This window comes from Methylomicrobium agile, from assembly GCF_000733855.1.
In the GTDB taxonomy this organism is placed as follows: Bacteria; Pseudomonadota; Gammaproteobacteria; order Methylococcales; family Methylomonadaceae; genus Methylomicrobium; species Methylomicrobium agile.
The window spans coordinates 2,530,512-2,547,863 of record NZ_JPOJ01000001.1 but is presented as its reverse complement, the minus strand read 5'-3'; the positions used below and the strand labels follow the sequence as shown (position 1 = coordinate 2,547,863).

General features: G+C 58.6%; 14 protein-coding genes. 9 read left to right on the top strand and 5 right to left on the bottom strand.

Annotated elements, in window-relative coordinates; all coding sequences use genetic code 11:
- On the bottom strand, nucleotides 1-933 hold the full coding sequence (gene prmB, locus CC94_RS0112105) for a 50S ribosomal protein L3 N(5)-glutamine methyltransferase (protein ID WP_005370140.1): 933 nt from the start codon (nucleotides 931-933) through the stop codon (nucleotides 1-3).
- Between the two features lie 91 nt (nucleotides 934-1,024).
- Here prmB and CC94_RS0112100 point away from each other — a divergent pair, with 91 nt between their 5' ends.
- The 7 genes from CC94_RS0112100 to CC94_RS0112070 all read left to right on the top strand — a co-directional run bounded on the left by CC94_RS0112100 (nucleotide 1,025) and on the right by CC94_RS0112070 (nucleotide 9,100).
- The gene (locus CC94_RS0112100; protein ID WP_005370139.1) at nucleotides 1,025-1,906 is read left to right on the top strand and encodes an HDOD domain-containing protein; all 882 of its coding nucleotides are present in this window, start codon (nucleotides 1,025-1,027) and stop codon (nucleotides 1,904-1,906) included.
- Between the two features lie 176 nt (nucleotides 1,907-2,082).
- A complete protein-coding gene (locus tag CC94_RS0112095; RefSeq protein ID WP_005370138.1) occupies nucleotides 2,083-2,649 on the top strand; it encodes a TetR/AcrR family transcriptional regulator in 567 nt (188 codons plus the stop codon).
- Nucleotides 2,646-3,653 (top strand): secretion protein HlyD, encoded by a 1,008-nt coding sequence (hlyD, locus tag CC94_RS0112090; protein WP_031431034.1) that lies wholly within the window; start codon nucleotides 2,646-2,648, stop codon nucleotides 3,651-3,653. The genes CC94_RS0112095 and hlyD overlap by 4 nt, the downstream gene beginning before the upstream one ends.
- On the top strand, nucleotides 3,650-5,380 hold the full coding sequence (locus CC94_RS0112085) for an ATP-binding cassette domain-containing protein (protein WP_031431033.1): 1,731 nt from the start codon (nucleotides 3,650-3,652) through the stop codon (nucleotides 5,378-5,380). The genes hlyD and CC94_RS0112085 overlap by 4 nt, the downstream gene beginning before the upstream one ends.
- Nucleotides 5,377-6,507, top strand: a complete 1,131-nt coding sequence (locus tag CC94_RS0112080; RefSeq protein WP_005370132.1) for an ABC transporter permease — start codon at nucleotides 5,377-5,379, stop codon at nucleotides 6,505-6,507. The genes CC94_RS0112085 and CC94_RS0112080 overlap by 4 nt, the downstream gene beginning before the upstream one ends.
- Nucleotides 6,508-6,578: 71 nt before the next feature.
- A complete protein-coding gene (locus CC94_RS0112075; RefSeq protein ID WP_245619746.1) occupies nucleotides 6,579-7,616 on the top strand; it encodes an ABC transporter permease in 1,038 nt (345 codons plus the stop codon).
- 53 nt (nucleotides 7,617-7,669) lie between these two features.
- Nucleotides 7,670-9,100, top strand: a complete 1,431-nt coding sequence (locus CC94_RS0112070; protein WP_031431029.1) for an efflux transporter outer membrane subunit — start codon at nucleotides 7,670-7,672, stop codon at nucleotides 9,098-9,100.
- A 61-nt stretch (nucleotides 9,101-9,161) separates the two neighbouring features.
- Here CC94_RS0112070 and CC94_RS0112065 read toward each other — a convergent pair whose 3' ends face one another.
- The 4 genes from CC94_RS0112065 to CC94_RS0112050 all read right to left on the bottom strand — a co-directional run bounded on the left by CC94_RS0112065 (nucleotide 9,162) and on the right by CC94_RS0112050 (nucleotide 11,955).
- The gene (locus CC94_RS0112065) at nucleotides 9,162-9,677 is read right to left on the bottom strand and encodes a CinA family protein (protein WP_031431027.1); all 516 of its coding nucleotides are present in this window, start codon (nucleotides 9,675-9,677) and stop codon (nucleotides 9,162-9,164) included.
- Between the two features lie 115 nt (nucleotides 9,678-9,792).
- Nucleotides 9,793-10,569, bottom strand: a complete 777-nt coding sequence (gene lpxA / locus CC94_RS0112060; protein WP_031431025.1) for an acyl-ACP--UDP-N-acetylglucosamine O-acyltransferase — start codon at nucleotides 10,567-10,569, stop codon at nucleotides 9,793-9,795.
- A gap of 7 nt (nucleotides 10,570-10,576) precedes the next feature.
- Complete coding sequence (xerD, locus tag CC94_RS0112055) at nucleotides 10,577-11,461, bottom strand: site-specific tyrosine recombinase XerD (RefSeq protein ID WP_031431023.1); 885 nt, start codon at nucleotides 11,459-11,461, stop codon at nucleotides 10,577-10,579.
- Nucleotides 11,458-11,955 carry a methylated-DNA--[protein]-cysteine S-methyltransferase gene (locus CC94_RS0112050; RefSeq protein WP_051911483.1) on the bottom strand — a complete coding sequence of 166 codons (498 nt, stop codon included), beginning with the start codon at nucleotides 11,953-11,955 and terminating at the stop codon, nucleotides 11,458-11,460. The genes xerD and CC94_RS0112050 overlap by 4 nt, the downstream gene beginning before the upstream one ends.
- Before the next feature lie 548 nt (nucleotides 11,956-12,503).
- Between CC94_RS0112050 and CC94_RS0112045 the strand changes: the two genes are divergently transcribed.
- Together CC94_RS0112045 and CC94_RS0112035 are read left to right on the top strand one after the other, a co-directional pair.
- The gene (locus tag CC94_RS0112045; RefSeq protein ID WP_005370102.1) at nucleotides 12,504-15,059 is read left to right on the top strand and encodes a hypothetical protein; all 2,556 of its coding nucleotides are present in this window, start codon (nucleotides 12,504-12,506) and stop codon (nucleotides 15,057-15,059) included.
- A gap of 129 nt (nucleotides 15,060-15,188) precedes the next feature.
- A complete protein-coding gene (locus CC94_RS0112035; RefSeq protein WP_005370099.1) occupies nucleotides 15,189-17,111 on the top strand; it encodes a GMC family oxidoreductase in 1,923 nt (640 codons plus the stop codon).
- Nucleotides 17,112-17,352 lie beyond the last annotated feature (241 nt).

Below are 17,352 nucleotides of genomic sequence, written 5' to 3'. Positions count from 1 at the left end.
TCAATCCAAAGCCGCGATAAATTGGTCGTGATAGAGCGCGAGCTGCTCGCCGGTCAGTAAAAACACGCCGTCGCCGCCGCGCTCGAAATCGAGCCAGTAGAAAGGAATGTCCGGAAACCGGTCCTGCAGCGTCTGCGCACTGCTGCCGACTTCGACGACCAGGATGCCCTGTTCGCTCAGAAAGCCTTTCGCCTGCGCCAGAATCCGCAGTACGATGTCCAGCCCGGTCTTGCCGCCGGTAAAGCCCATCTCCGGCTCGGCATGGTATTCGGGCGGTAGGTTTTCCCATTCGGCGACCGCGACATAGGGCGGATTGCTGACGATAATGTCGTAGCGGTGCCCCGGCAGGCTCTCGAACAGATCGGACCGGTACAACGCCACCGAATCTTCGGACTGATGCTTGGCGACGTTGATTCCGGCGACCGCCAGCGCCTCGGGCGACAAGTCGACCGCATCGACCGCCGCGGTCGGAAACGCATAGGCGCAGGCGATCGCGATACAGCCGCTGCCGGTGCACAAATCCAGAATCCGGTCGACATTGTCCTCGTCGACCCACGGCGCGAAGCGCTGTTCAATCAGTTCCGCGATCGGCGACCTGGGCACCAGCACCCGTTCGTCGACATAAAACGGCAATCCCGCGAAAACGGCTTCGTGCGTCAGGTAGGCGGCAGGCTTTCTCTCGTTGACACGGCGCTCGACGATGTCGATCACCGCCTGCCGTTCCGGCCGGATCAGGACCGCCTCCAGGTAAAACGGCGAAACGTTGTAAGGCAGATGCAGCGTATGCAATACTAAACCCGCCGCCTCGTCGATGGCGGTCAGGGAGCCGTGGCCGAAGTAGACCTGGGCCTCGGTAAAGCGGCTGGCCGCCCAGCGAATATAATCCCTGATAGTAGTTAAAGTATCGATGACCTCGGTCGAAATGGATTGCATGGCTGGAAATTCCTGGCCGGCCGGCCTCTGCGCAAAGAGACGAATTCTAAACTAAACTTGCCTTACTGTCCGATTTTTAAAACCTTTACCCATGGAAGCCGCCGAACCGTCAACCACCTCTTCCTCAACCGGCCAGGCCGAAAATAAGCTGCTGCTGGCGTGTTACCGCCATTTCGAAAAAAACCAGCTGATCCTGCCGACGATCCCCGAGGTCGCTTTTAAAATCCGCCGCGTGATCAATGACGAGAAAGCCAACAGCGCCAAGATCGCTCGCACCATGCAGGCCGACCCTTCGCTCACCGCGCGCCTGATCAAGATTTCGAACAGCGCCCTTTACCGCGGCCGCAAAACGATCGAAAGCTGTCCGGAAGCGATTACCCGGCTCGGCCTGAAAGCCGTGCAGGACATCGTCACGGCGTTTTCGCTAAAGTCGGTATTCACTGCCCAATCGCCTTCCATCCGCCAACGAATGGTCGAATTATGGGCGCACAGCAGTTTCGTCGCCGCGATCAGCGCCGTACTGGCGCACAAGGCGAAAGGCTTCGATCCCGACCGCGCGATGCTGGCCGGCTTGATTCACGACATCGGCAAGATCCCGATTCTGGCCTTTGCCGATCAACACATCGACCTGGTCGCGAACACCGCCCATCTCACCGAAACGATCGACAAGCTGCACGGCATGATCGGCCTGAATATCATCCGCAAATGGAATTTTCCGGACGACTTCGAGAATGTCGTACTCCATTCGGAAAACTGGCAGCGCGATACCGGCGAACATCTCGATTACGCCGACATCGTGATGCTGGCGCAATTCCACAGCCTGATCGGCAAGGTCGACATCAAAACCCTGCCGAAACTCGATACGCTGCCTGCCTATCAAAAAATCGCCCGCCGCCTCGACGCGAGCGGCAGTCTCGAAATTCTGGACATTGCCAAGGAGGAAATCGAAGCGATCCGGCAAATGCTCGGGTGAATCCGTTTTGGCCGCCGTCAATCGCCCGAAGCCTGCCGCTTCCCGATGAAAAGTGGTAAGCGGCAGCCACTGATACCTTGAATCGCCCTGGAAAACATCCCTTATAGCAATTTATTTTTTCACCATTCGTTGCCGCCTATTGACTATACCGTCCAGACGGTACAGTATATGAATTTATGAAACGCATGCAAAAGACGAACACTCGAGAACGCCTGCTCGATGCCGCCGAAGCCGTCGTGATAGAGCAAGGCGTCAGTGCCATGACCTTGGATGCGGTTGCCGCAAAGGCCGGCCTTAGCAAAGGCGGGCTCCTTTATCACTTCCCCACCAAAGACGCCATCGTGCTGGGCATGGTTTCGCGCATCGCTTCCATCGCACAGGAAAGGTTTGCCGCCGGTTTGGCTGGCGAGCCGCCTGGGCGAGGGCGACATGCCAGGACGATGCTGCATATGATGTTGGATACCGAGGGTTCCCTGTTTCCCCGGCTCCAACGGGTGGCCGGCCCATTGCTGGGCGCGGTATCCAGCAATCCGAAAATGCTGGAGCCGATGCGACGCTTCTTCCAGGGAGTATATCAAGGCATGCTGGATGACGGCTTGCCTGCCGATCGCAGTTGGCTGATTCTTGCCACACTGGACGGTCTCAAATTTTGGAGAATTTTCGGCATCCTGCATCCTTCGGAAGAAGACCTGGCAGGGCTTCGGCGGTTGTTGACGCAGATCATCGATGAGGCATCATTGTGAAAAAGATCATCCTCTTTGTCATCGTTTTGCTGGTCATTGCGGGGAGTGCAAGCTGGATTTATCGCACGTTCCGCGGTGAAGACAGGACCACGCCGACACTTTACGGCAATGTGGACATACGCGAAGTCACGCTCGGTTTCCGCGTTCCCGGCAAGCTGGCGAAACTTCTTTACGACGAGGGGGACAAGGTCAAAGCGGGCGAAGTGATGGCCAGGCTGGACGACGAGCCCTATCGCAATCAGCGGGCCAGCGCCCAGGCCCAGGTGGACTCGTTGCGGGCGCGCCTGAAGTTGCGTGAAACCGGCAACCGTCCGGAAGAGATCGCGCAAGCCCGGTCGCTCGTCCGTGAGCGCGAAGCCGCCGCCGTCAATGCCGAACGCTTGTTCAAACGGGCCGAAGAATTACTGGCCGACAAAGGCGTCTCGGTCCAGGAACGCGACAACGCCGAGGCCAACCACAAAGAAGCCAGGGCAAGACTCAAATCGGCGCGCGCCAACCTGGCGCTCCTCGAAGCCGGGTTTCGCGCCGAGGATATCGCCCAAGCCAAAGCCGATCTTACGCAAACCGAAGCGGCACTGGCCACCGCCCGCCTCCAGTTGAGCGATACGGTATTGGCCGCGCCGTCCGATGGCGTCATTCTTACCCGGGCGCAAGAAGCCGGCGCCATCCTGCAAGCGGGCTCTCCGGTTTTCACGCTGTCCCTGGTGAATCCGGTTTGGGTTCGCGCCTATGTCCATGAGCCCGACCTGGGCCGCCTACATCCGGGCATGAAGGTTGAAATCCGCACCGATGCCCTTGACGGCAAACCTTACAGAGGCCAGATCGGCTACATTTCCCCGCGCGCCGAATTCACGCCGAAGACCGTGGAAACGGCGGAACTGCGTACCGCGCTCGTCTACCGGTTACGCATTGTCGTCGAGAATCCCGATGACGGGCTGCGCCAGGGTATGCCGGTCACCGTCACCCTCGCCGGCAGCTCGTCAAGCACGCCGGCTCCGTTATGAGCGATGCCCTGGTCATACTCGATTCCGTCCGGAAAATCTTTCCGCACGCGAAGAAGCCCGCGCTGGAAGGCGTCTCGGCCGTGTTGAGGCCCGGCCAGATTACCGGACTGGTGGGACCCGACGGGGCCGGCAAGACAACCCTCATCCGGCTGATGGCCGGATTGCTCGCGCCGACTTCCGGCACCATTTCCGTAGACAATCGCGACCCGATCCGCGACGCGGACAAGCTGCGCCCGGTCATTGGCTACATGCCGCAAAAATTCGGCCTCTACGAAGATCTGTCCGTTGTCGAAAATCTCGAATTCCACGCTGATCTTCGGGACCTGACGGGTGAAGAACGCGCCGCCACCTTCAAACGCCTGCTGGAATTTACCGATCTTGCCCGGTTCACCGCCCGATTGGCCGGAAAACTGTCCGGCGGCATGAAGCAGAAGCTCGGCCTGGCCTGCGCGCTGCTGGGTCGGCCAAGGTTGCTGCTGCTGGACGAACCGAGCGTGGGCGTCGATCCGATTTCGCGCCGCGAATTGTGGAAGATGGTCCATGAACTGATTGCCCAGGGCATGGCGGTCGTATGGAGCACGGCGTATCTGGATGAAGCCGAATTATGCGCGGAGGTGCTGTTGATGAACGACGGCCGGTTGATCTTCTCGGGCAAGCCCGCGGATCTCACGGACCGAATCCATGGCCGAAGCCTGCAAATCAGGCATCTGACCGGCAACCGCCGGCAATTGCTCGCGCGGGCGCTGCGCCGGCCTGAAGTCATGGACGGGGTCATTCAGGGCCATGCGGTCCGCCTGGTGCTCCGCCAAGGAGCGGTCCGACCCAACCTCAAGGAGCTCGATGCCGGGATTGATGCGGAATTCGTGCCGGTCGCGCCCCGTTTCGAGGATGCGTTCATTGAAGCCCTCGGGGGCGGCCCGGGCGGCGATTCGGCTCTTGCGCAACGCCTGCGGCCGGTGCCCGGCAATGACGATACGGTTGTGGAAGCGGTGGCGTTAACCAAACGCTTCGGCGATTTCACCGCAACCGATGATGTGAATTTCAGCGTCAAGCGCGGGGAGATCTTCGGCCTGCTCGGCCCGAACGGCGCCGGCAAGTCGACGACGTTCCGGATGATGTGCGGGCTGCTTGCGCCGACATCCGGTACGGCGCGAGTCATGGGCATCGACCTCAAAACCAGCGCCAGCGAAGCCCGCCAGCGCCTGGGTTACATGGCGCAGAAGTTTTCGCTGTACGGCAATCTCACGATCGAACAGAACCTGAAGTTCTTCTCCGGTGTTTACGGTTTACGCGGCGTCCGGCAGAAAACCGCCATCGCGGACATGGTCGAGGTCTTCAAGCTGCAGCCTTTCCTCGGCACCACGCCCGATGCCCTTCCGCTCGGTTTCAAGCAGCGCCTGGCGTTGGCCTGCGCGGTCATGCACGAGCCGGCGATTCTGTTTCTGGACGAACCGACCTCCGGCGTCGACCCGGTGACGCGCCGCGAGTTTTGGACGCATATCAACGGCCTCGTCGAAAAAGGCGTTACCGTGATGGTCACAACACACTTCATGGACGAAGCCGAATATTGCGACCGCATCGCGTTGGTGTTCCGCGGCAAAATCATCGCGGCCGGCTCCCCGGACCGGCTCAAGGAACAAGCCGTGTCCCCCCGGAATCCCGACCCCTCGATGGAAGATGCGTTCATTTCCCTGGTGCAGCAACATACTTCAGAGGTCTCGATATGAAATCGCCTGTGTCCTTCCGCCGCCTGTACGCCCTTTGCCGAAAGGAGACCTGGCAAATCCTGCGCGATCCGAGCAGTAATCTGATCGCCTTCGTGCTGCCGGTAGTGATGCTGTTCATTTTCGGTTACGGCATCAACCTCGACTCTACCGCGGTGAATATCGGTCTGGTGCTCGAAGACGCCAGTCCCGAGGCCAGACATTTCGCGGACAATCTTTACGGCTCGCGCTACTTCGTCGTTCATCCCGCCGAGACGCAGGCGGAGATCGGGCAGGCGCTGACCGAAGGCCGGGTACGAGGCTTTGTGGTGGTACCGGCGGATTTTGCCGAAAAACTCGAACGGCCGACCGGCACTGCGCCGCTGCTGGTGGTTACCGACGGCTCGGAACCCAACACGGCCAACTTCGTGCAAAATTATGTGACCGGCGCCTGGAACGGCTGGATACAGCAGCGTGCTGGCGAACGCGGCGAAGCGCCGCCGCCCGGCATTACCATCGAACCGCGCTTTTGGTTCAATCCCGCCGCCGAAAGCCGGAATTTTCTGATTCCGGGATCGATTACCATCATCATGACCGTCATCGGCGCGCTGCTGACCTCGCTCGTGGTGGCCCGCGAATGGGAACGCGGCACGATGGAAGCGCTGCTGGCCTCGCCGGTGACCCGGACCGAACTGCTGTTGAGCAAACTGCTGCCTTATTACGTACTCGGAATCGTTTCGCTGTTTCTGTGCGTCGGGGTGGCAGCCTTGATGATGCAGGTGCCGTTTCGCGGTTCGCTGCTGATTTTGTGGGGAATCGGTTCGCTCTTTCTGGCGAGCAGTCTCGGTTTGGGCTTACTGCTCTCCACCGTGCTGCGCAACCAGTTCGTCGCCGCCCAAGCGGCCCTCAACGCGGCATTTCTGCCCGCCCTGATGCTTTCGGGCTTTCTGTTCGAAATCCGCAGCATGCCCGCCGTCATTCAAGCCGCCACCTATCTGATACCGGCCCGCTATTTTGTGACCGCCATCCAGACGCTTTTCCAGGCCGGCAATGTCCCGCCCATTTTGTTGCACAGCGGCCTATTTCTGGTGGCTGCGGGCAGCTTCTTCATCGGGTTGACCGCGCTGAAAACCCGCCGCCGTTTGGAGTAATGATGTTTTCACGCATCCTGACGCTCATCATCAAGGAACTCGAAATGCTGCTGCAAGACCGGCAAAGCCGCATGGTTCTGATCGTGCCCGTCTTCCTGCAACTGGCTCTATTCCCCTTTGCGGCTACGCTGGAAGTCAGGAACAACACGCTGGCGATCTACAACGAAGATTCCGGCCGCGAATCCACGGAATTGATGCAGCGTTTCTCGCAGGCCCAGGCCTTTACCCAACTGCTTACGCTCTACGGCGAAGCCGAGGTGCGAGATACCATCGACAACCAAGAGGCGCTGCTCGTCATTCGTTTTCCGCCGGATTTTTCGCGCGATATCGCGGCGGGCCGTCCTGCGAAGATTCAAGCCATTCTCGATGGCCGACGCTCCAACAGCGGCCAGATCGCCCTGGGCTACGTACAACAAATCGTCAACGATTACAGCAACGAACGCTTCGAGTCGAAGCAAAAGAACGCTCGCTCATCGTTGATTGTCCGCCACTGGTTCAATCCCAATCTGGATTATGTCTGGCATATATTGCCCAGCCTGATCGCCATTATCACGTCGATCAACGCGCTCATCGTAACGGCGCTCTCGGTAGCACGCGAGCGCGAACAAGGCACGCTCGATCAACTTTTAATCTCACCGCTCACGCCCGGAATGATCATGATCGGGAAAATCGTTCCGGCAATTCTGGTGGCCATCATGCAGGGAACGATCATTTTGCTGGGCGCCGTTTTCGCCTATCGCGTGCCGTTCGAGGGATCGCTGTCGCTCCTTTACGGCAGCATGATTTTTTACTGCCTGGCCCTGGCCGGATTCGGCCTGTTGATTTCATCAGTCTGCGCCACGCAGCAACAAGCGTTTCTCGGGGTTTTCAGCTTTTTGATGCCGGCCATCCTGCTGTCCGGCTATGCTTCGCCGGTCGACAATATGCCGAGCTGGCTGCAATATCTGGACTGGATCAATCCGATACGCCATTTCATCGTCATTGTAAAGGGGCTTTTCCTCAAGGACATCGGCCTTGTCGCGCTGCTGCACAGCTTGTATCCGCTCCTGATCATCGCCATCGTGACACTGAGTGCGGCAAATTGGTTATTTCGCCATCGCTTAGCCTGAATGTCGCGGCATTCAAACCCATGCCCCATGCCAACTCGTCGACGGAAATGCCTATGAAAACAACAGCCTTGATCTCCGCATTGTTGGTGCTCCCGGCAGCCGGATGTACCGTTGGCCCGGACTATCGGCCCCCCATTACCCATGCGCCTGCGCAATGGAGCGACCACCATACCGGCAGCATTACCCGTCAAAATGATCGGCTCGGTGAATGGTGGAAACTCTTTCACGATGCCGAACTGGATTCCCTGATCCAACGGGCGCTCGTAGCCAATCTCGACCTGCGCATGGCCGAATCCCGCGTGCGTCAGGCCCGATCCGAACAGGGCTTCGCCGAAGCGGATTTCTGGCCGACGGTGAATGCTTCCGGCTCTTATACCCGGCAAAAACAAAGCCAAAACCAGCCTATCCTCGGATCGCTGCCCAATTCTTCCAACATCCCGTTTGAGAACGATGTTTACAAAGCCGGGTTCGATGCATCGTGGGAAATCGATCTCTTTGGCGGCAAGCGCCGGGCGCTCGAAGCCGCGACGGCCGAATTGGCCGCGATGGAATATGGCCGGCGCGACGTGCTGGTGACGTTGCTATCCGAAGTGGCAAGGTATTACGCGCTAACCCGAGGCGCCCAGCGGCAGTGGGCCACTCTTCAAAACCAGATTGAAGCTCAGGAAGAAACGGTCAAAATCACTCGCAGCCGCGTGGATCACGGATCAGCGGCGGAGTTGGAACTGCAACGCGCGCTCGCGCTGCTGGCGAGTGTACAATCGCAAGCGCCGATCATCGAAACCTCGATTCAGTCGTCGATTCATCGTCTGGGCGTGTTGCTTGCGCAAAGCCCCGACGCCTTGAATACGGAATTGTCCGCAACGGCGACTATTCCGGCACCTCCACCACAAGTCCCGGTCGGATTGCCGTCGGACCTCCTGCTTCGCCGCCCCGACGTGTTGCGGGCCGAGCGTTTACTTGCCGCGGAAACGGCTCGTATCGGACAGGTGAAAGCCGAGCTATTCCCCAAATTTTCACTCACCGGATCGGCAGGACTCATTAGCATCAGCGCGAGCGACTTCTTTCTCCCCAGCAGTCGCACGTGGTCTATCGGTCCGACCGTACAATGGCGGATTTTTGATGCCGGTCGAGTGCTGGCAAGCATCAACGCTCAGACAGAAGCTCAAGATCAGGCTTTGCTGAATTATCAAAAGATCATTCTCACTTCATTTGAAGAAGTTGAGACCGCATTGATAACTTATGCAAAAGAACAGGAACATTACCAACGGCTGGAACAAGAAGTCAATGCAAACCAAAGGGCTGTCGAACTCGCCAGTCAACGCTACGCCAAGGGTTGGACGGGTTACCTCGATCTGCTCGATGCGCAACGCACGCTGTATATCTCCCAAGACGAATGGGTACGCAGCAAACGTACCGTTACCTTGAATCTGGTTGCGCTCTACAAAGCCCTCGGGGGCGGCTGGGAAACAGGAAAGCCTTGAGGCTTATGAGAAAGTGCATTGGAAGGGTGGTCTACGCCACCATGAGTCAAGGGGACTTTTTTCAGCCGCCTTCCCCATCCGAAATATCGGCCTGTCCATATTCATCGAGCAAACACCGCAACGCCGTCCGCACTGTCTGTAAGCGCACGGCATGCCGGTCGCCGGCGAAATGCCGCTCGATGCAACGGCCGGGCCGGTCGCGCCGCTGCCAGGCGATGAATACCAGGCCGACCGGTTTCTCGGCGGTGCCTCCGCCGGGGCCGGCGATGCCGGTCACGGCCAGGGCGATGTCCGCCTCGCTATGCGCCAAGGCGCCGGCGGCCATTTCGGCGGCCGTCTGCAGACTGACCGCACCATACTGCCGCAGAGTGCTTTCGCGGACCCCGAGCATCGCAATTTTCGCCGCATTGCTGTAGGTCACGAATCCCCGGTCGAACCAGGCCGAGCTGCCGGCGATTTCGGTCACGCTCTGCGCGATCCAACCGCCGGTGCAGGACTCGGCCAGGGCCAGGCTGTGCCCCGATCCGAGCAGGTGCCGGCCGAGCCGTTCGGCCAGAGACAATAAATCGTTTGGCATCGTCCAATCCATTCTTTAGTCGGCGTGGGGTACGCACCTCGTTTGACGCCTCAACCGGAAAACACCTCAATATTGCGGCAAAACCATGAACACGGCGCGCGATGCGCGCCTCCCCTTAATCTGCCGAAATATCGACGAACCCGTGCAGGCCGCGTTTAGATTTGACCGCCAGCCAGTTTTTCAGAAACATCAATTCCTCGGTTTCTTCCAGACCCTCCAAAGTCTTTTTGTTCCTGAGCAGGCGGAAAGCCCGGGACAAGACATTGTAACGTTCGCCGGTAATACCGGCCCTTCTCAGGCCGACCGTGTTCAGCCGGTAATGGCGCGCCGGCCGGCCGCCGACCAGCGTGAACGGAATCACGTCCATGTTCAGGCCGGTGGTGCCCTGCACGATCGCGAACGCGCCGATCCGGCAGAACTGGTGCGCGACGACCGCGCCGCCCAGGAACACGTTGTTGCCGACTTCGACATGGCCGCCGATCGCGACATTGTTCGCGAAAATGGTCTTGTCGCCGATCGTGCAGTCGTGCGCGACATGGCTGTTGTTCATGAAATAGCAGCTCGAACCGATCCGCGTTTCGCCGTTTTCCTTGGTCGCCCGGTGCGCGGTAAAGCCTTCACGGAATACGTTATCGTCGCCGACGGTCAGCCAGGTTGCGGTTTCCGGTCTGAAGCCGAGATCCTGAGGCAGGCCGCCCAATACCGCATGCGGATGCAGAATATTGCCCGCTCCCATTCTGACATGGCCGTGCACGACCGCATGCGCGCCGACCCGGCAGCGGCTGCCGAGCACCGCGCCGCTTTCGATCACCGCGAACGGGCCGACGAGGGTTCCTTCCCCGAGCGTGACATCGGAGCCGATATAAGCGGTCGGGTGAATCTGTTGTGTCATGTTGTATTTAGCCTCTCGGGTGGTATTTGGAATGTAAATCTTTCAGCCGTTCGCGGGCGATATGCGTATAAATCTGCGTCGTCGACAGGTCGGAATGGCCGAGCAACAGCTGCACCACGCGCAAATCCGCCCCGTGGTTCAACAAGTGCGTCGCGAAAGCGTGGCGCAGGGTATGAGGGGACAGTTCCGCGGCGATGCCTGCTTTTTTTGCGTGCCGCTTGATGATATGCCAAAAGGCCTGCCGGGTCATCCCTTCCGCCCGGTTCGTCACGAACAGGCAGTCGCATTGCCGGGCGCCGAGAATATCCGGCCTTGCCTGATTCATATAGGTTTCGAGCCAGCTCATCGCGATTTCGCCGACCGGAACCAGCCGCTCCTTGCTGCCTTTGCCGGTAACCCGAACCACGCCTTGGCGGAAACTGATCTGCTCGAACTTGAGTCCGACCAGCTCGGACACCCGCAGCCCCGTCGCATAGAGCATTTCGAGCATCGTCCTGTCGCGCAGGCCGAGCGCATTGGATACCTCGGGCGCTTCGAGCAAGCGTTCGACGTCCTTTTCGGACAGCGACTTCGGCAAAGGGCGGCCGATATACGGCGACTCGATCAGCGCGGTCGGATCGGCGCTGATCCGGTTTTCGCGCAGATAATAACCGTAGAAACCGCGCAGGGTCGAAAGAATGCGCGCGGTAGAGCGGCCGCCGATGCCCTGCTGATAACGGAAGGCGAGGAACCGCGATAGCTGGTCGCCGTCGGCCTCCAGCATCGGCTTGCCCTTCAGCCAGTCGGCAAATATCCTTAAATCGCTCCCGTAGGCGGCCAGCGTATTCTCGCTGAGCCCCTGCTCGGCCCAGGCTGCATCCAGATACTGGTCGATTACGTCCGCGGCCTTCATCGGCGATGCTCCGCCTCGAATTGCAACAGTTTGATTTTGACATCCATCAAGGCGCCCTCGGTCACGCCGCAATATCCCCCAAGCCCCGCAGACGAAACGACCCGATGGCAGGGGATGAGCGGCGCATAAGGATTGTCGCGGCAGGCATTGCCGACCGCTCGCGGGGAGGAAGCCAGCACATGGGCCAAAGCGGCGTAAGTCCGCGTTTCGCCGAACGGAATCCGGCACAATTCAGCCCACACACGGCGCCTGAAAGGCGTGCCCTGCGCCAACACCTTCACGGCGAGATCAACCTTACCGTCATGCCAGTAAGCGTCGAACCGATTTTGCCACTCGCGGTCGCGAGAGATTCGGCTATCCGTTTCAATAATCCAATCGCCGCCAACCATCACATCGCCGCTTACGCTTACGCGCAACCACCCTGCGGGTGTTTCCACGCGGATATCTTTCACCGGCTCCCGGCACTGCTCGACCCATTCGACTACGAACGCCATCCGTCTATCTACCTCGCTGGGGCATCGTTCGGGACCCCGCCGCCAGCAACTCAAAACCATGTAAGCATTTACTTACAAACCTATGATATATCAAGATAATTTTTACCCGCATCGCCATCACTCTTTAGTTGACAAAAATTCGCCGTTAGGTACACAATTGAGCAGATCAGCTTGGCCGAACATAGACAACTCAATCCGAAAGCAAGAATAACTTAAGAAAAATACGCCCTAACTTAAACGTATTGGATTAACAACTTAAGAAATATTCTAACTGAGTTTTGCCTAAAATCGCCGAAAAACGATCAAGTTCCGTTTTCAGCCGGGATATCCCGGCGCTTTTGCGTTGAAAGTCCGGAATTGCAGGAGCTATTACTGAAAAATCAGCGCGACTCCGTCCGGCGTGCCATTCATGCTAAAGACCTGGCAGGGTCATAATTAAGAACAATAATCAAAATAAAATCACTTCTTCAACGGAGGCCAACCAAAAACACCGCATTTCAGGGATGTCAATCATCTGCAGGATTTTCAATTTAACCGGGGAGATAAATATGAAACTCAAAAAATCAGCACTTGCGCTGATGCTGACCGGCACTGGCTTTCTAGGCCTGGCCGGCTACAGCAGCGCGGGATCGGCAGCACTTTTCAGCAGCAACGTCTGCAAGAATCAACAAGGCGAGATCATCGACGAAGCGATGTGCGCCGGCCGCGACGCCGCCAGCCTGAAAGGCGCGGACGAAGATTACTTCAAAGACATGGACTACGGCATCACCAAAGACCCGGCCACCTTGGCCAAAACGCTGGCCCCGTTCGTACCCGGCATCACGCCGGAACAGGCGGTCAAGAGCGTCGCGACCGGGCGCAACAACTGGATCGTTTGGACCGCGGGCAACGACCGCCTCTGGGACACCATCAGCTATCGCAGCGTCGGCAACCTCGATTTTCTGAAAACTCTGTCCAATCACCCCGGCCTTAAATTCAGCCGCAGCAACCGCTGGAACTATCTGGGCCTGGTCAACGAACCCTGCTTTGAAAAAGGCACCGGTCCACGCAAGGACCGCTACGGGCTCTGGCTCGACGTGCGCTCGACAGACTGCCCGGCCGATCCGTTCGAAAATGAAGAAAAATATCCCGGCGTAAAATACGGCGCCCGCGGCAAGAACATTCCGGCCGGCTCCTACTACGGCTATGCGACCGGCATCGTCGGCCTGCGCCTGTTCCCGAACCCGGACTTCGACGAAAAAGCCGAAAAAGCCTGGGATCCCGAACGCTACTATACCGATCCCAGCTATTACAACAACAAGAATCTGGTCCGCCCTTACCGCGTCGGCATGTCCTGCGGTTTCTGCCACGTCGGGCCGAATCCGACCAATCCACCTGCCGACCCCGAACATCCGAAATGGGAAAACCTGAACTCGAATCCGGGCGCGCAATATTTCTGGATCGACCGCATTTTCTCGTGGGAAGCCGATCCGAGCGCATTCCCGTTCCAATTGTTCGCGACCTCGCGTCCCGGCGCCCTGGATACCTCGCTGATTTCGAGCGATTACATCAATAACCCGCGCACGATGAACGCGGTCTATAACCTGGTACCGCGCCTCCTGAACGCGAAAAATTTCGGCGAGGAAAAGCTCGGCGGCGGCAGCTTGAACAACAGGCAATTCAACGACTATGTCAAAAGCGGCCCGTTGACCGAGTTTTACAAAGCACCGGATACCGTGTTTACCCCGCGCGTGTTGAAAGACGGTGCCGATTCGGTCGGTGCGCTCGGCGCGTTGAACCGCGTCTTCATCAACATCGGCCTGTTCAGCGAAGACTGGTTGACGCACTTCAATCCGTTGGTCGGCGGCAAACCGATTACCCCGATCCCGATCATCAAATCGCGCAAAAACTCGGTCTACTGGCAAGCCAACGAAGCGCAAACGCCGGATCTGGCGCTGTTCTTCGTCGCCGGCACCCGTCCGGATCTGCTGAAGAATGCGCCCGGCGGCGATCAAAAAATCACCCAAGACGCGGCGGTGCTGACCCGCGGCAAGGAAGTATTCGGCGAACGCTGCGCCCGTTGCCATTCGAGCAAACTGCCGGACAAAGCTTACGAATTCTTCAAAGGCGGAGCCGTCGGCAAGGACTATCTGAAACACTGGGGTAATTACTGGCGCTGGACGCAAACGGACGAATTCAAGAAAGCGATCGACGTAATCGTTAAAAAAGACGACTTCCTGCAGGACAACTTCCTGTCCACCGACCTGCGCGTTCCGGTCACGCTGCTCGAAACGAATGCGTGCAGCCCGCTGGCGACCAATGCGATCGAAGGCAACATCTGGAACGATTTCTCGTCGCAGTCGTACAAGAATCTGCCGTCTGTCGGCAAAATCACCGTACACCATCCAATGACCGGAAAGCCTTGGGAATTCACCGCGCCGGGCGGCGGCGTCGGCTTTACCCGTCCGGCTTCGTTGGTCAGCGTCTGGTCGACCGCGCCGTTCTTCGTAAACAACTCGCTCGGTAAATTCGACCCAAGCCCGTCGGTCGAAGCCAGAATGGGTTCGTTTGAAAACTCGATCACGCAATTGCTGTGGCCGGAAAAACGAGAGGGCAACATCCAGTATCAAACCGCGAACGGCAAAATGCTGCCGGGCTGGATCGACCGCACTTTCGCAACCAGCTATCTCAGGGTGCCTGCCGGATTCTTGCCGGATTGGCTGAACAAGCTGGCAGGCAAGATCGACGGCGGCAAATTCGCCGGCGAACAGGGGCTGGAACTCGGTCCGATTCCGAAAGGCACGCCGGTCAACCTGTTGACCAACATCGACCTGGACCGCCGCGAAGGCTTCATCGACCGAGTCAAGCACAAAGCCGAACTGCTCGGATTGCTGCTCAAGATCAAGCATGATCTGAAAGAAATTCCGAAAGACGCAACCGACGAGCAAGCCGCAGCGCAATTTAAAAATCTCGTGGATCCTTTGGTCAAGGCCAGCAAATGTCCCGACTACATCGTCAACCGCGGCCATTATTTCGGCACCGACTATTTCAAGGAAGCCAACCTTGAACCGGGCCTGAGCGATGCCGACAAGAAAGCGCTAATCGAATTCCTGAAGACTTTTTAACCCTTCATTTTCGATCGGGAGCGGCATGACGCCGCTCCCTCTCAGCAACATCATCATGGATAAAACCTATGAAGCCGCCTCGATCCCGGATCGAGGCGGCTTCCACTTATTTGATCAGGAGAAACGACAATGACAGTATCGAATGCAACTTACGATTATATCGTCGTCGGCTCGGGCGCGGGCGGCGGCACCGTCGCGGCGCGCCTCGCCGAAAAAGGCAAGAAAGTGTTGGTATTGGAAGCCGGCGGCGATCCGAAACAGCTCCAGGGCGACGACCTGGCCTTCCCCGGCGAAGACCGCCTGCCCGAGGATTACGATGTACCGGTCTTCCATCCGTTTTCGACCGAAAACGCAGCGATGCGCTGGGATTTTTTCGTCCGCCATTACGAAACCGAAGCGCTTCAGGCCCAGGACCCCAAATATACGCCGGCAGAGAAAGGCGTGCTGTACCCGCGCGCCGGCTGCCTCGGCGGCTGCACCGCGCATAATGCGATGATCACGGTCTATCCGCACAACGCCGACTGGGACGAGGTCGCCGAACTGACCGGAGACGACTCCTGGAAAGCCGACAACATGCGCAAATATTTCGAAGGGATGGAAAACTGCGAGCACCGGCCGAAGCTGCGTAAACTCGCCACCTGGCTCGGCATCAATCCGTCCCGCCACGGGTTCAAGGGCTGGTTCCAGACCGAAGCCGCGCTGCCGCTGCAAGCCTTGGCTAAAGACAAGAAACTGATCCTGACGATACTGGAGTCCGCCGCCAAAGCCGCCGGCGCCCTGCCGAACTTTTTCGAGCGCCTGAAATGGCAGATCGAAGGACTGGCCGATCCGAACGACTGGCGGCTGGTCAAGGAAAATGCCACCGGACTGCGCTATCCGCCGCTCGCGACCACGAACGGCCGCCGCCACAGCACCCGCGAACGCCTGCTCGTGGCGCAGCAGAAATATCCGAACAATCTGACCATCGAACTGGACGCCCTGGTCACCAAGGTCATTCTCGACGAAAACAACCGCGCCGTCGGCGTCGAATACCTGAAAGGCGCCAAACTCTACAAGGCACATGCCAATCCGAGCAACCAGCCCGGCGAGCGCCGCACCGTCCACGCATCGAAAGAAGTGATTCTGGCCGGCGGCGCCTACAATACGCCGCAACTCCTGATGCTGTCCGGCATCGGTCCGCAGGAAGAACTGCAAAAGCACGGCATTCCGGTCAGGCAGCATTTGCCCGGCGTCGGCACCAACTTACAGGACCGCTACGAAGTCGGCGTCGTGAACCGAATGAATCAGGACTGGGAAGTGCTGAAAGGCGCCAAATATTCGGCCGGCGATCCGCAATACAACGATTGGAAAAACGAAAACAAGGGCGTCTACACGACCAACGGCGCCGTGCTGGCGGTCATCAAGCGTTCTTTCGAAGAGCGGCCGCTGCCCGATTTGTTCTGCTTCGCGGTGCTGGGATACTTTAAAGGCTACTTCCCCGGCTATTCGAAGCTGATCAAGGACAATCTGAACTACCTGACCTGGGCCGTGCTGAAAGCGCACACGGTCAACCGGGCCGGCCAGGTCCGCCTGGCCTCCAGCGATCCGCGCGACCGGCCCTATATCAACTTCCGCTACTTCGAGGAAGGCAACGATACGCTCGGCGAAGATCTCGACTCGGTCGTCGAAGGCGTCAAATTCGTGCGCAGCATTGCCAAGCCGCTGTTCGAACAAGGCATTCTGGCCGAGGAAGTCGCACCCGGCAAAGACGTGCAAACCGACGACCAACTGCGCGATTTCGTTCGTTTCAATGCCTGGGGCCACCACGCCTCCTGCACCTGTCCGATCGGCGCCGACAACGATCCGATGGCGGTGCTGGACAGCCAGTTCCGTGTCCGCGGGATCCAGGGCCTGCGCGTCGTCGACGCCTCGGTATTCCCGAAGATTCCGGGCTTCTTCATCGTGTCCTCGATTTACATGATCGGCGAAAAGGCCGCGGACGTGATACTGAACGCCCCGCAGGACGCTCGCACGGCCAAGCCGTACGAAGCGGTGGCCGAAGCGGCTTCGTAATATTGAACGGTTGATAAAAAAACCCGGGTGGGCGGTTTTTTCCGCCCACTTTTTTTCGCGGCCCTGCGCCTCTCGCCGTCTAGCGCCTTACCCACCCAACCGTCCTCCGACCCTTCCTTCCTGTGCCGATACGACCTCGTCGTTGCCGCTGCTCAGTCGGCCACCCTCCTTTCACTGCCTGCGGGCGGAGCGAAACAGAGTCAAAATGAATCCAACAGGTTAGAATGAGCCGCAACGGCTG